This window comes from Pseudomonas fluorescens (assembly GCF_902497745.1).
Lineage (GTDB): Bacteria > Pseudomonadota > Gammaproteobacteria > Pseudomonadales > Pseudomonadaceae > Aquipseudomonas > Aquipseudomonas fluorescens_BM.
The window spans coordinates 155,249-170,046 of the sequence record NZ_CABVHJ010000008.1 but is presented as its reverse complement, the minus strand read 5'-3'; the positions used below and the strand labels follow the sequence as shown (position 1 = coordinate 170,046).

The following is a 14,798-nucleotide window of genomic DNA, read 5'->3' as shown; positions in this document are numbered from 1 at the left end:
CCGATGATTGGCAGTGCTTAGCGATATTGCTTGACCGAAACGCTCATGCCGTTGCCCGACTGGGTCACGGCGCTTTGCAGCCCCGCGCCGGCCTGCTCGATGCTGGCGTCGTTGTTGTTGCCGTTTTGCGAAATCTGCGCGCGGTTGTGGCTGCCGTTCTGGGTGATGGAGGCGGCGTTGCCGGAACCGTTCTGGTTGATCAGCGCCATCAGGTCGCTGCCCTGTTGCAGGATGTACGCCTCCTGATTGCTGCCCGACTGCACGATCTGCCCGAGCAGCGACTGACCGTTCTGTTGCAGCAGGGCGACGTTGGCCTGGCCGAGCTGGTCGATCAGGGCTTGCTGACCCACCGGTGGGGGCAGTTCGCCGAGGTCGCTGCTGGTCGGGGCCAGGTCGTCGTTGTCCATCAGGTCGTCGGCGCGCACGCCTGCATTGCTGCATAGCAGAAGCAGGCAAAGCAGGGCGGCGGTCGGCGTGTTCATGGCGAAAATCCTGTGTGGCGTTATCCGGTTGCGAAGCACGCCCCAGCCACCCGCAGGTTGCTGGGGCGCAGGCCTACAGCGTGGTCACCGAGACCGTGCGCACGGTGCCCTGGAACGAGCGGATCGTCGCGGTCGGGTTGGCCGATGGCACCACCAGCGTGTTGTTCAGCGTCAGCCGCCAGCGTCCGGTCAACGGCACCGTGGTGGTGCCAAGGGTGACCAGCCCGGAAGGGGTGGTGACCTGCACGGTGATGGTGTTGCCGGTGGTCACTGACGAGGTGCCGGTGAAGTCCCAGTTGAAGCGCCCGCCGGAGCGTGCCTGCACCGTTGACGCGGTGACGGCGAACGTTTCCGCTGCTGGCCGTGGCGACACTTGCACCGTGACCGTGGCCGGCGTCGACAGGGCACCGAAGGCGTCCCGGGCGATGTAGGTGAAGGTCGTGGTGAATGCCGTGGTCACGGTGGCCGGTGGGGTGTAGGTGATCACCGTGCCGTCAGTGCTGACCGTGCCGCGTCCGGCGGCGGGTTGGGTCAGACTGTTGACGGCCAGCGGCACGTTGCCTTCCGGATCGGTATCGTTGGCCAGCACGTTGATTGGAATCGCTACGCCCAGTGTGGCGACGCTGTCGGCGACGGCGGTCGGTGCCTGGTTCGCTGCGACGGTAATCGTCACGGTCGCCGGGTTGGCCGAGGCCAGGCCTTTGGCGTCCTGCGCTTTGTAGGTGAAGGTGGTGGTCAGTGGCGCGTTGACTACCGCTGGCGGGGTGTAGACCACTGAAGTGGTGCCGTTGAGGGCGACGGTGCCTTGGCCGGCGGCCGGTTGAGTCAACGCGGTGATGCCCAGCGGGTTGTTGCCATCAGGATCGCTGTCGTTGGTCAACAGACTGAGGGTGATCGGCACGCCGAAGCTGGTGCTGCCGCTGTCGGCGTTGGTGATTGGCGCTTGGTTTTCACCCGTGTCCGGCGCGCTGCCGACTACGACGACCGCTTCGGTGTCACCACCGCCAGCGGCAGATTTCACCGTCACGGTAGCGGGTGGCTGAGTCAGGTCGGCGACGGTGATGCGCTGCAGAGTGCCGGTTTTCGACAGACGCCCGTAGCCTTGGGCAACCATGTCGGGGATCGCCACTTCATCGCTCGAGGTAGCCTCGATCAGCAGGCTGTGGTTGGCCCAGTTGTAGCGCGCGGTCTGCACTTTCACCACGTCGGTGAGCTTGGCCGACACGGCCGTCGGACGCGTAGTGCCGGCGGGGTTGGTGGCGGTCACGACGACTACCGGAGGTACCGCGCCTGTGCCCAGTCGGTGGCCGAAGAACAGACCATTGTTGTCACCCAACAGACTGGTCTGGCACGGCGTTGGCGGTGGGCCGGGCAGCAGCGCCACGGTTTCACGGAAGCACAGGGTCGAGCTGTTACTGGCCTTGGCAAACACTTCGGCACGCACGCCGGCGGCGGTGCGGCGATAGGTGGCGCGGTCGATTTCCACCTGCGTCTGCTGACGGTTGTCGAGTACTTTGCCGGACAGGCTGAACACGTTCGACTGGATCGTCCCGGCCGGCCCGGTGATGCGCAGGAAGTTGGTGTTGAACGGGCTGCCGGTCACCGCTTCGTTGAGGTTCGGGTCGCCGACGAAAGTTTCCGTGGCGCCGGTGTCGGGGTTCACTTCGGTGTAAGGGCCGTTGACGCTGCGCAGGAACGGTCCGATGGCGCCATTGACGGCACCGGTGAAGTCGCCCGGCGCGCCAATGCCGATGTCGCGAGTGATATTGATCGCTCGCCGGCCAGGCGCGGTGACGTTGACCGTTTCCACGCCGTAGGGGTGAGTGATGGTATAGGTGCCGGCAACGGGAACGTTCACCCGGATGCGAATCCGCGCAAAGCTTTGCTGATCACCATCGGCCGGATTTTCCGAGGCGAATGCTGCTTCGATCCCGGCGACATAGGCGTCCACACCATAACCGGCAGCGTTGTCGGCGATTGTGGTTTCCGCTAAAAACCAGAAGGCTTCCGGCGGCCAGTTATCGGGAAAAATCATCGGCTGGGCGTCGTCGTAGATACCCGGCTCGGCCAAGAGAATGCACATGTAGGCCGGCGGCGTGGTCGCGGCAACGCGCGAACTGGCAGCACGCGACTGGCACAGTTCCATCGACAGCAGATTGTTGTCCTGATACCACATCGGGAATTTCCCGGTGGCGAAGGTGTAGGGGCCGGGGTCGACGGCGGCGAGTTGCGCATAGGCACTGCCGGTCAGCGAGAGAGCGAGCCCGAGCGCGTTGAGCGCAAAGCGTGGCCACTTGTTCATGATGCCTCCTGATGCGGATCTGGGCATGTGAGCGTTCATTGCACGATGACCACTTCTTCGGTATCGCTGCCGCCGTTGGACGACGTCACCCGAACCTTGGCCGGTGGGATCGGCGAGATCCCGGTGGCCAGGGTTTTCACCGCGCCGTCGCCGCCCAGCGCACCAATGGCGGCGCCGCTGCCGGAGGTGGCGGTGAGTACCGGCGGCGAGGTTTCGTCACTGGTCGAGGCGACCACGGTGAGTTGTCCGGAGTTCAGGCTGTATTGCGCGCTCTGGATCACCACCAGATCGGTGAGGATCATGGGCAGGGTGGTCGGCGTGCTGCTGGCGATGGCCAGGTGGTTGTCGGCGGTCACCTGCAAGGTGGTTGGCAAGGTCGGGTTTACCGAGGACTGCGCGTACCAGCTGCCGGTGCTGTTGGCTTCGGTCATGTTCAGCACCGGGGTGCTGCTGGTGACGGCCGCCGTACCCGGAGCTGGCGGGGCAAGGACGAACACGTCTTGCTGCGCCACCGGTGCGCTGTCGCCGGCCTTGCGTGAGTAAGTGCTGCGCTGGGTGATCATTGGCGTTGGCCGGACCACCGTCGACAACTTGCCGGAGACGGCGAACACGTTCGTCCGCAGATCGAGGCCGTTAGGGCCTTCTATGCGCACGTAGTTGGTGTTGAACGGGCTGCCGGTGACTGCCTCGTTGAGGTTCGGGTCGCCGACGAATTGTTCGGCGGCACCGGTCAGCGGGTTGGTCTCGGTGTACGGGCCGTTGACGCTGCGCAGGAACGGCCCGATGTCACCCTTGAGTGCGCCGTCATAGGTTTTCGGCGTGCCGATACCGATGTCGCGGGTCATGTTGATCGCGCGCCGCCCGGGGGTGTCGATGTTGAACACATCGACACCATACGGGTGGGTGATGACGTAGGTGCCGGCGGTCGGTACATCGACGCGAATACGGATTCGGGCGAAGCTGACTTGATCGCCTTCAACCGGTTCTTCAGCGGCGAATGCGGCTTCGATGGCGCTGACGTAGCCCAGATCAATCCCCCGTGCGGCGTCGACGAGGGCCGTTTCTCCGGTGAACCAGAACGCTTCATCGGGAAAGTTTGTCGGGAAGACAATCGGCTGAGCGTCATCGAACACGCCGGGGGTCGGCAGCAGCGAGCACATGTACGACGGCGCGCCGGGGGCGCTGGGTACTCGGGAGCTGAGCGCTTTGGACAGGCACAGATCCAGGGTGCGACCGTGGGAGTCCTGATACCAACTGGCGAAACCACCGTTGGCCGGTGTGTACGGACCCGGATCAACAGCAAACAAAGCGGCCTGGGCAATGCCCTGGGCCAAGGCGCTCACGACCAGGATGGTCGCGGTTTTGGACAGTAAAGGGTGCATGAGTTAATCCCTCTATCAAAGTACCTGCCCCTTGGGGATGGGTCAGTTGCACAGGGCCTGTACACCTTCCATGCCAAGGTGCGATGGATGGGCGTGAGAGGGCCGGGATAGAGGGGTTTGCAGGTGTGAAGTTGGGTTTTTTGGCCAGCGGGGAAAGGGCGTCATTCCCCAGGATTGGGGACGGTGGGGATGACATTGAACGTCTGTCAGATGAAGAACCTGTTGGAGCGAGCCTGCTCGCGAAAGCGGACTTTCTGTGACGAAAATGTCGACTGACCTGCCGCCTTCGCGAGCAAGCTCGCTCCCACAAGTTTCTTCGGTGAAAACAAAATATGTAGGTGACCGAGATCCCTGTAGGAGCTGCCGCAGGCTGCGATCTTTTGATCTTGATTTAATAAGACAGGATCAAAAGATCGCAGCCTCGTTTCACTCGACAGCTCCTACAGGGATTTGTGGTGGTTTGGGAGGTGTAGATCGGGTCGATATCCCCGCAACCGGGCAAACCCCCACCCGTGGGCTATAACCCTATAGGGATGTATCGGGAAGTCGCCGCCATGAACATGCAGTCGAAATCGCTTCCGGTCGAGGAGGGCAATCTGCGCTTGGGCTCGCGCAAGCAGTCGTTCAACCTGCTGCGCTGGTTTTCGCTGATCAGCATGGCGGTGATTGGTACCGTGGCCATCGCGCTTGGCGCGGTGTCGACGCGGTTCGTGATCGATGAAAGCGTGCAGCGCGATGCCTTGCTCACCGCGCAGTTCATACAGGCCATCGCCTCGGCCGAGGTGCGTCACGTTTCCATTCCCAATATCCGCACGATGGGCGAATTGCTCGACCCACGTCAGGACACGCACTTTCCCGACGTCAGTCCGCAAGCCCGGGCCGATGCTCGGGGCGAGTTTCTCGATCACATCGAACACCTGCCAGACGTGATTCTCGCCAACATCTACGCGCCGGACCGCCAGGTGATCTGGTCAACCAATCCCGCGCTCATTGGCACCAACATTCATGCCGATGAAGACCTCGATCGCGCCTTCAACGAAAAAATCCCGGTGTCCGCCAGTTATCACGACGTCGACAAGGCCCGTGAAGAACAGAAGTTCATCACGCCGCCGGACTACATCTTCATCGAGAACTATATTCCGCTGTTCGACGCCGAGGGCAAGAACGTCACGGCGATGGTCGAGATCTACAAGGAGCCCAAGGATCTGATCGCGCGCATGGAGCGCGGATTGGTTCTGATCTGGCTGGCCACCGCGCTCGGCGGCGGGCTGATTTATCTGGGCCTGTACTGGATCGTACGGCGCGCGGCGATTCTGCTCGCCGCCCAGCAAAAACAACTGATCGCCAACGAAACCTTTGTCGCCTTGGGCGAGATGTCTTCCGCCGTGGCGCACAGTTTGCGCAATCCGTTGGCGACCATTCGTTCCAGCGCTGAACTGGCGCTGGAGTTCGATGCCGGCCCGGCAGAAAAGAACATCAACGACATCATCGGTCAGGTCGACCGCATGTCGAAATGGGTGCGCGAGCTGCTGCAATCGCTGCGCCCGCTCAACGATGACCCGGAACCGGTGAATCTGGTGGCCGCGCTGCACGAAAGCCTCGTCGCCTTCGAACAGCAGATCGCCAGAGCTGGCGTGCAGGTGGTGTTTCATCCGCAGCACACACCGATGGTGCTCAGCCAGCCGGTGCAACTGACACAGATCCTCAACAGCCTGCTGGCCAATGCGCTGGAGGCGATGGACAAGGGCGGCACGCTGACCGTCAGCCTGGAACCGAGCGAAGACCGTGGCGTGTGCGTGGTGCTCAGCGACACCGGTAAAGGCATGAACGAAGAGCAACGGACCATGGCGTTCCGGCCGTTTTTCACCACCAAGTCTGGCGGTCTCGGGGTCGGTCTGGTGCTGGTCAAGCGCATCATGGAGCGCTTCGGTGGCGGCGTGACTCTCGACAGCCGCGAAGGCGAGGGCACCACCGTTCGTCTGGCGTTTCAGCTAGTGCCGTAAATCGGCAAAATTTCTCTGAACTTCCCCCATCAGTGGGTGTCAAGCCCCGGTCACCGGGGAGTGGGGAAACCCACAGCATCCTCAACTCCCTGTAACAACTGGAAATAATTTCTTGGCTCACTAGTTGCAAAACACCATCACCCCTTCCTTGATGAGGCGGCTGGTGATGGACAGAGCAACGCGTGACCCAAGCAACACTTTCCTGCTGACGCCTCTGAGCGTCTTTCTGATGTTGACCCTCGGCAGCATGGCCGGCGTCCGCGCCAGCCCCATCGATGACGAGCGACAGCCAGAAACCTCCGACCCGTCGGCGTACTACGACGAACCGGCCGACCGCGCCGGCGCGCTCAACGCGATCTTGACCATGCCTGAGGCCAACGAAGACTCATTCGATTTGCCGGACGGGGTCAAAGGCGACCGCGCCGAGACTCGCATCGAAAACGTCTTGCCACCGTCCGTGCAAACCAGTTTCAACTACCCCACCAACGGCAAGCCTAGCCCGCTCTATGGTGCGCAACCGTTCACTCAGCAGTTGACCCTGTTCGAAGAGTTCGGCCCGGAAAAGCTCGACCCGACCACCCCGGCCGCGCCGTTGCCGTTTCCGCCCGCCGCGATTGGCCCGGCACCGGCTCAGGACCCGAACAACATCGCCCGCAGCGCGCCACCCGGCACCGCCCTCGATGCGTTCCTGCGCCAACCGGGGCTGACGCCATTCCCCAGCCAGTTCGCCAATGTCGTCGACCGCAACCCGTGGCAGGCGCAGATCGAGGTGTACCTCAACCGGCACATCGGCTCGTCCGCCGAAGGTCGGCCACCCGGAAAAGGCTGGGCGCACCAGCGCTGGAACGAGTTCTACCCGCAAGTCGCTTACAAAACCGTACAGACCGGCGCGCGCCTCAATGGTGGCCTGCGTGACAGTGTGCAAATGCACCATTACGCAGTGGGCGAATTCGGCCCCGGCGGCTTGTATCACAACGTCGCTGGCGTGCCGCTGACCGATGGCACCGCCAAGGGGGTTGATCCGCGTTTCCACCCGGCAATGCCGGCGCAAAACCACAACTCGGTGTGGACCTTCGACGGTACGTTGCCGCCGAAACTGTTGATGGTGCGCTACGGCCAACCGGTGATGATGCGCCACTACAACGGCTTGCCGATCGACCCGTCGGCCAATCGAGGCTTCGGTCTCCACACCATCAGTACCCACGAGCACAACGGTCACGCGCCGGCGGAAAGCGATGGCTATGCCAACGCGTTCTTCTTTCCGGGGCAGTTCTACGACTATCGCTGGCCGATCCAGCTCGCCGGTTACGACAGCATCAACACCAAGGCTGAAGACCCGCGTGCGGCGTTCCCTTGCGCAGCGGGTGAAACCTTGTGGGTCAACGACCTGGCCCCCGCGAAGAAAACCTGCGACCACGGCACCATCAAAATCCGTGGCGACTGGCGCGAGACCATGAGCACCCACTGGTTCCACGATCACATGCTCGATTTCACCGCGCAGAACGTCTACAAGGGCAACGCGGCGATGATGAACTACTACAGCGCGCTGGATCGCGGCAACGAGTCGGTGGACGACGGCGTTAACCTGCGTCTGCCCAGCGGCAGTGCCTTGCCATGGGGCAACCGTGACTACGACGTCAACCTGGTGTTTGCCGACAAGGCGTGGGATCAGGAAGGGCAGTTGTGGTTCAACCCGTTCAACACCGACGGCTTCCTCGGTGACCAATTACTGGTCAACTGGCAGTGGAAACCGACCCTCGACGTGCGCGCACGCAGCTATCGCTTCCGCATTCTCAACGGCTCGGTGTCGCGCTACTTCAAACTGGCGCTGGTGCGGGAAATCAAAGGCACCAGCGGCGAGTTCCAGGGGCCGAAAAACTCCGGCGTGTCGTACAGTCGCGTGCCGTTTCACATGATTGCCAACGACGGCAACATCATGGAACACAGCGTACCGTTTGACGGCAGCATGGATCTCGATGCCGATGGCGACAAACAGAACCACAACGCGATCCTGCCGACTCAGGGCATCGCCGAGCGCTTCGACATCATCGTCAACTTTTCGAAAAACGGCATCAAGCCAGGCGATAAGCTGTTCTTCGTCAACCTGCAGGCTCACGACGACGGCAAGGGACCCAAAGACGTCATCCCGTTGGGCGACATCCTGTCGGAGAGATACCTGGCGGTGATCAAGCAGACCAGCAAAGGCCCGCAATGGGACAGAGGTGACCCGGCGGTAGGCAAGGTCTTGCAGCTTAACGTCAAGGCTTACACCGGTCAGGATCTGGCGATGAACCCGGCAGCCTACGAACCGGCCAAACCGGGCAAGGCTGAAGGGCTGGTGATGATCCCGCTGAAGATCCACCGCGACAACGCCGCCGACAAAGTGCTACTGACCAAGGCCCGTCACCGCACCTTCACCTTCGGCCGCTCTGACGGCACCGATGAGGCGCCGTGGACAGTCAAGACCGATGGCGGCTTCGGTTTCCACATGGACCCGCGTCGCCTGAACGCTTCGACTCAGCTGTCCAGCGGCCCGACCGATGCCGGTGTCACCGGGTTCGGCACCCTCGAAGTGTGGAACATCAAGGCCGGCGGCACGGGCTGGAGCCATCCGGTGCATGTGCACTTCGAGGAGGGGATCATCCTCAGTCGCGGCGGCAAGGCCCCGCCAGAGTGGGAAAAATGGGCACGCAAGGACGTCTATCGCATCGGCTCGGAAAAGGACGGTCTGGACAGCGTCGAAATGGCGATCAACTTCCGCGAGTTTGCCGGGACGTACATGGAGCACTGTCACAACACCCAGCATGAAGACAACTCGATGCTGCTGCGTTGGGACCTTGAGAAACCCGGGCAATTGCAACTGATGCCAACCCCACTGCCGAGCTGGGACGGTGTGCGCTACGTCAACTCCGCCGCGCTGCCAACTTTCCGCAACGGCGACGGTATGGGCCCACAAGTGGTGGTCAAGCCATGAACCGCCGCCACGGTGACAGCCAACCTGTGCATACCCCGCGCTCCCGGGCGCTGGGCATGCACCTGGTGCTGCTGCTGGTGGCCTGTGTGCTCGGCAGCCGCGTGCTGCTGGCGCACCAGGCCAGTGTCGGCGAGCCGTCAGCGGCGAGCGAATCCGCCACCCCGTGGGGTGGCGACTATTTCCCCAATACTTTGCTGACCGATCAGGACGGTCGGCAGGTGCATTTCTTCGATGACCTGATCAAGAACAAAGTGGTGGTGATCAACTTCATCTTCACGTCCTGCAGCGATTCCTGCCCACTGGAAACCGCACGCCTGCGCCAAGTGCAGAAACTGCTCGGCGAGCGGGTCGGGCAGGACATCTTTTTCTACTCGATCAGCATCGACCCGATCAGCGACACCCCCGAAGTGCTCAAGGCTTACGCGCAACGTTTCAAGGTCGGCCCCGGCTGGAAGTTTCTCACCGGCGAATTCGAAGACGTCACCGACCTGCGCAAGAAGCTCGGGCTGTTTATCGACGGCGTCGACAACGGCCGCAACAAGGATCACAACCTCAGCCTCATCGTCGGCAACCAGACCACCGGGCGCTGGATGAAGGCCTCGCCGTTCGAGAACCCGTGGATCCTCGCCGATCAACTGGCCAACACCTTGCAGAACTGGAAGCAGCCGAGCATCGAAGAAAGCTACGCCAATGCCCCGGACATTCGCCCGCCGAGCAATGGCGAAGAACTGTTCCGCACCCGCTGCGCCTCGTGTCACAGCCTCGGCCCAATGGATGGGCAGGGCATTGGCATGCGCAGCATTGGCCCGGACTTGATTGGCGTAACCCGCCACCGCGATCCCAAGTGGCTGAATCGCTGGATCCGCGAACCGGATCGCCTGCTCGCGGAAAAAGACCCGATTGCCCTGCAACTCTACGAACAATTCGAGCGAATCCCGATGCCCAATCTGCGCCTCGACGAGCAATCCGCGCAGTCGATCATCGACTTTCTCAGCGATGAAACCGAGCGTCAGCAACCGTCCGCCAATGTAATGGCCGACGGTGCATTGACGCCAGTAAAACCGGGCGATCCAGCCGCGACGGTGAGTCAGATGCGGTAGCGGCGAAATAGCATCATTGAACCGTGTGTCGCGGTCAGAGCCACCTACACTGATGGCTGTAAGCAGCGCGATATAAAACTCCAGGGCCATTCCCATGCAGCGACTGGAAGCACAAAAAACCTCTGCACCGAACCCATCGGTCGCATGCAAGGGCTGGCGCGAGCAGTTCAATCTGCTGCGCTGGTTCTCGCTCGCGAGTTTTTTCTTCATCGCCGCCGTGGCGTTGGGGCTGGGTTATATCTCCACACGCTTCGTGGTCACCGAAAGTGTCGAGCGCGATGCGCTGCTGACCGCGCAATTCGTTGAGGCCATTGGCGCGGCGGAAATGCGTCACGCCAAAATCAATCCGAACCGGACGATGGGCGAAATGCTCGACCCGCGCCAGGACAACCACTATCCCGATGTTGACCCGGCGTTACAGGCTTCGGCACGCACCGAGTTTCTCGATCACGTCGAACACTTGCCGGACATTTTGCTCGCGACCGTTTATGCGCTGGATCGCACGGTGATCTGGTCAACCAACGCTGAGCTTATCGGCGTGCACATCAAGGATGACGACGAACTCGACGAATCATTCGAGATGAAAGTGCCGGTGTCTTCCAGCTATCACAAGATCGACGATGAGAAACCCGAGCAGCAAATGTTGCGCGAACCGAAATACCTGTTCATCGAGAACTACATCCCAATGTTCAACGCTGACAAAAGCAAAGTCGTCGCCATGGTTGAGGTCTACAAGGAGCCGGCGGATCTGGTCGATCGCATCGACCGTGGGTTCGCCTCGATCTGGGCGGCGACTTGCTTCGGCGGTGCGGCGATCTTTCTAGCCTTGTTCTGGATCGTCCGCCGTGCGGCGAAACTGCTGCAGAGCCAGCAGCAACAGTTGATCAGCAACGAAACCTTCGTCGCCCTCGGCGAGATGTCCTCGGCGGTGGCGCACAGCCTGCGCAATCCGCTGGCGACCATTCGTTCCAGCGCCGAACTCGCCCAGGAAATCGCCAGCCCCGGTGCGCAGCGCAACATCGGCGACATCATCAGCCAGGTCGATCGCATGTCGCGCTGGGTGCGCGAATTGCTCGTGTCGCTGCGGCCGATGAATGACGACGGCGAGGCGGTGGATCTGGTCATGGCGGTCGAAGACACCGTTGGCGCCTTCGAAGCATTGATCAAACGCTGCAACGTCGAAGTGCGATTCAGTCCGCAAAACTGCGCGCCGGTCGTCAGTCAAAAGGTGTTGCTCACGCAAATACTCAATAGCCTGTTTGCCAACGCTCTGGAAGCCATGCCCAAGGGTGGTGTGCTCAGCGTCGAATTCGAATCGCCGCAGCCCGACAGCGTGCGTCTGACCGTGAGCGACACCGGTAAGGGCATGAGCGCGCAGCAGCAACTGTTGGTGTTCAAACCGTTTTTTACCACCAAGCAGGGCGGCCTCGGGGTTGGCCTGGCGTTGGTCAAAAGAATCATGGAGCGTTTTCAGGGCTCGGTCGTCTTGACCAGCAAAGAGCAGGAGGGAACCCGCGTCAGTCTCAACTTCAAAGTGGCATCGGGAGGGGAATATGGAACACAGCATTCTGCTGGTCGAGGATGACGAACTGTTGGCCGAAAATATTCAGACCTACCTGGAGCGCAAAGACTTCGAGGTGACCGTCTGCCATTCGGCCGAGGACGCGTTAGGGCAACTGGAAACCTTCATGCCCGACATCGTGCTGACCGACAACTCGCTGCCGGGCATGAGTGGTCACGACCTGATCCAGAAGCTGCGCATCAGCGCGCCGGATCTGAAAGTGATCATGATGACCGGTTACGGCAACGTTGAAGATGCCGTGGTGGCGATGAAGGAGGGCGCCTTTCACTACGTCACCAAACCGGTCGCGCTGACGGAGCTCAAACTGCTGCTCGACAAGGCCCTGGCCACCGAAAGGATGGAGCGCACGCTGTCGTTCTATCAGGAACGCGAAGCGCAGAAATCCGGGGTGCAGGCGCTGATTGGCGATTCGGCGCCGATGCAGTATCTAAAGAACACCATCGGCCAGTTGCTCGATGCCGAGCGGCGCATGGCCAACACCGATCTGCCCCCGGTGCTTGTGGAAGGCGAGACCGGCACTGGCAAGGAACTGGTGGCCCGCGCGTTGCACTTCGACGGCCCGCGCAGCAAAGGCCCGTTTATTGAATTCAACTGTGCGTCGATCCCGTCGAATCTGGTCGAGTCGGAGCTGTTCGGCCATGAGAAAGGCGCGTTCACTGACGCCAAGGATCGCCGGGTCGGGCTGGTGGAAGCGGCGGATGGCGGCACGCTGTTTCTCGATGAGATCGGCGAGATGGATCTGCTGTTGCAGGCGAAGATTCTGAAGTTGCTGGAGGATCGCACCATTCGCCGGGTTGGCTCGGTGAAGGAGCGCAAGGTCAATCTGCGGGTGATCAGCGCGACCAACTGCAACCTGGAGCAAATGGTTCAGCAGGGGAAATTCCGTCGTGATCTGTTTTTCCGCTTGCGGATCATTTCGATCAAAGTGCCGCGCCTGTATGCACGGGGTGACGATATTTTGTTGTTGGCCCGGCACTTCCTCGCCAGCCACGGCAAGCGCTATGGCAAACCGAATCTGCATTTCAGCCAGCAGGCTGAGGAGTTGCTGCTCAGTTACACCTGGCCGGGCAATGTGCGCGAGCTGCGCAACATGCTTGAGCAAACGGTGTTGCTGGCGCCGAGCGACACGATTGCCGCGCATCAGTTGAACGTGTGCATGAGCCTTTGTGATGAGTTGCCGCCGCAGCATCAGCATCAACACTACGAACCGGCGTCGCCCTACGAACCGCGTCCAGCGAGCAATATGGAGTCGATGAATCTGCCGGAAGTCGAACGCGACATGGTGCGCAAGATGCTCGACAAGACCGACTGGAACGTCACCAAGTCCGCGCGCCTGCTGGGCCTGAGCCGCGACATGCTGCGTTACCGCATCGAAAAACTCGGCCTCGCCCGGCCGGATAAACGGCAGTGGTAACCCAGACACAGCGCATCACCCCTGTGGGAGCGAGCCTGCTCGCGAAGAGGCCATGTCAGCCGACATCGATGTTGACTGGTCCACCGCTTTCGCGAGCAAGCTCGCTCCCACAGGGTTATCCGGTGTCTGCAGAATGTTTGAGCAACCCGGATCAATGCTGCTGCCGACTCAAACACTCCAGCACACAACCCGGATCCAGCACCTCGTCATTCACATAAATCCCGCGCTCGGCATCGTACGTGCGGATAAACACCCGCACCGTCGCATCCGCCACGATCGGCAACTGCGAATCTGAGAATTCATGGTCACCCGGAAGCACCACAAAATCCTGCGGCGCCGTATCGTCGTAAGGCTTGGGCGGCGTGGAACTCAGTGAATACGGGGCAGGGTGGGCGAAGGGCTGGTTGGGCCCGTAATAATTGAAATTGCTGTCCAGCGCTTGCGCCTGAGTGGCAGCGAGCAGACAGCCGGTCAACAACAGCCGATCGAGCATATGCATGGTGGCACCTGCGAGTGCGGTTTTCCCCAAGGCTATTAACTATAGCTGCCCACGCCCCCAACGCTCGATCCACATCGGATACCAAGGAATTGGCTTACAAGTTTGCAACAACCGCAATTGCCGGGCTGATCTAGACTCGGATCCGCTCAATCACGAGCATCGTCCGGAGTGCGCCATGGAAGTGCCCAACAATAAAATCGCCATCGAGAGCAATCGACAGGCGTGGAACGATTCCGCCCGCCATCATCAGGATTCGCCTGATTGGCAGAACTTGCTCGGCGAAGTTGCGCAGGCGGATTTCTCTTGTCTTGATGAGACGTTGAGCGGGTTGCTGGAGGTTGACGGCAAAGAGGTGATTCAACTGGGCTGCAACAACGGCCGTGAGAGTCTCTCACTGTTTGCGCTGGGTGCCAGAAGCGTGGTCGGTGTCGATCAGTCGGCGGCGTTTCTCGAACAGGCGCGTGAGCTGAACAAGCGTTCACCGCACAACGCCGAGTTCATCGAAAGCGATATCCATCATTTGCCAGCGTCGTTGCAGAACCGCTTCGATGTGGCGCTGATCACCATCGGTGTCCTCAACTGGATGCCGGACATCGGCGAATTCTTCCGTCATGTCGCCTCAACGCTGAAACCGGGTGGGAAACTGGTGATTTACGAAACCCATCCGTTTCTGGAAATGGTCGACCCGGATGCGGAAGATCCTTATCGCCTCGCCAGTTCCTACTTCCGCGCCGAGCCGTTTGTGCAGGAAGAGCCGATTGTCTATGTCGGCAAGGTTGAGCAGCAGGCAGCGAAGTCGTATTGGTTTGTGCATACGCTGGGGGCGATTTTCAGCGGTGCCATCGGGGCAGGGATGAACATTGCGCACTTCAGGGAGTATGCGCATTCGAATCGGGAAGAGGTTTATGACCGGTATCTGAATCGAGAGGCGCAGATGCCGATGTGTTTTACCCTGGTTGCCACCAAGACCTGAAGTTTTCCATTGTGACAAATGGCCTCTTCGCGAGCAGGCTCGCTCCCACATTGAATGTGTGCATGACGCAGATCCAATGTGGGAGCG

The 14,798-nt window shown here is 61.0% G+C and carries 10 protein-coding genes; 6 read left to right on the top strand and 4 right to left on the bottom strand.

The window, feature by feature from the left end; translation table 11 throughout:
* Positions 1-17: 17 nt before the first annotated feature.
* From F8N44_RS14860 to F8N44_RS14850, 3 genes are all read right to left on the bottom strand, one after another.
* Positions 18-482, bottom strand: a complete 465-nt coding sequence (locus F8N44_RS14860) for a curlin (RefSeq protein WP_127926664.1) — start codon at positions 480-482, stop codon at positions 18-20.
* Between the two features lie 73 nt (positions 483-555).
* A complete protein-coding gene (locus F8N44_RS14855) occupies positions 556-2,784 on the bottom strand; it encodes an Ig-like domain-containing protein (protein ID WP_150650813.1) in 2,229 nt (742 codons plus the stop codon).
* A gap of 35 nt (positions 2,785-2,819) precedes the next feature.
* The gene (locus F8N44_RS14850) at positions 2,820-4,166 is read right to left on the bottom strand and encodes a hypothetical protein (protein ID WP_150650812.1); all 1,347 of its coding nucleotides are present in this window, start codon (positions 4,164-4,166) and stop codon (positions 2,820-2,822) included.
* 554 nt (positions 4,167-4,720) lie between these two features.
* Between F8N44_RS14850 and F8N44_RS14845 the strand changes: the two genes are divergently transcribed.
* From F8N44_RS14845 to F8N44_RS14825, 5 genes are all read left to right on the top strand, one after another.
* Positions 4,721-6,169, top strand: coding sequence for a sensor histidine kinase (locus F8N44_RS14845; RefSeq protein ID WP_150650811.1), 1,449 nt, complete (start codon positions 4,721-4,723; stop codon positions 6,167-6,169).
* A gap of 166 nt (positions 6,170-6,335) precedes the next feature.
* Complete coding sequence (locus F8N44_RS14840; protein WP_150650810.1) at positions 6,336-9,143, top strand: multicopper oxidase domain-containing protein; 2,808 nt, start codon at positions 6,336-6,338, stop codon at positions 9,141-9,143.
* The gene (locus F8N44_RS14835) at positions 9,140-10,243 is read left to right on the top strand and encodes an SCO family protein (protein ID WP_150650809.1); all 1,104 of its coding nucleotides are present in this window, start codon (positions 9,140-9,142) and stop codon (positions 10,241-10,243) included. Before F8N44_RS14840 ends, F8N44_RS14835 begins: the two co-directional genes overlap by 4 nt.
* A gap of 94 nt (positions 10,244-10,337) precedes the next feature.
* Entirely contained in the window at positions 10,338-11,828 is a 1,491-nt protein-coding gene (locus F8N44_RS14830; protein WP_150650808.1) for a sensor histidine kinase, read from the top strand.
* Positions 11,797-13,239 carry a sigma-54-dependent transcriptional regulator gene (locus F8N44_RS14825; RefSeq protein WP_150650807.1) on the top strand — a complete coding sequence of 481 codons (1,443 nt, stop codon included), beginning with the start codon at positions 11,797-11,799 and terminating at the stop codon, positions 13,237-13,239. The genes F8N44_RS14830 and F8N44_RS14825 overlap by 32 nt, the downstream gene beginning before the upstream one ends.
* A gap of 151 nt (positions 13,240-13,390) precedes the next feature.
* On the opposite strand, the gene F8N44_RS14820 is transcribed toward F8N44_RS14825, so the two are convergent.
* A complete protein-coding gene (locus tag F8N44_RS14820) occupies positions 13,391-13,738 on the bottom strand; it encodes a hypothetical protein (RefSeq protein ID WP_150650806.1) in 348 nt (115 codons plus the stop codon).
* Positions 13,739-13,913: 175 nt separating this feature from the next.
* Between F8N44_RS14820 and F8N44_RS14815 the strand changes: the two genes are divergently transcribed.
* The gene (locus F8N44_RS14815) at positions 13,914-14,711 is read left to right on the top strand and encodes a class I SAM-dependent methyltransferase (protein ID WP_150650805.1); all 798 of its coding nucleotides are present in this window, start codon (positions 13,914-13,916) and stop codon (positions 14,709-14,711) included.
* The last annotated feature ends 87 nt before the right edge of the window (positions 14,712-14,798 follow it).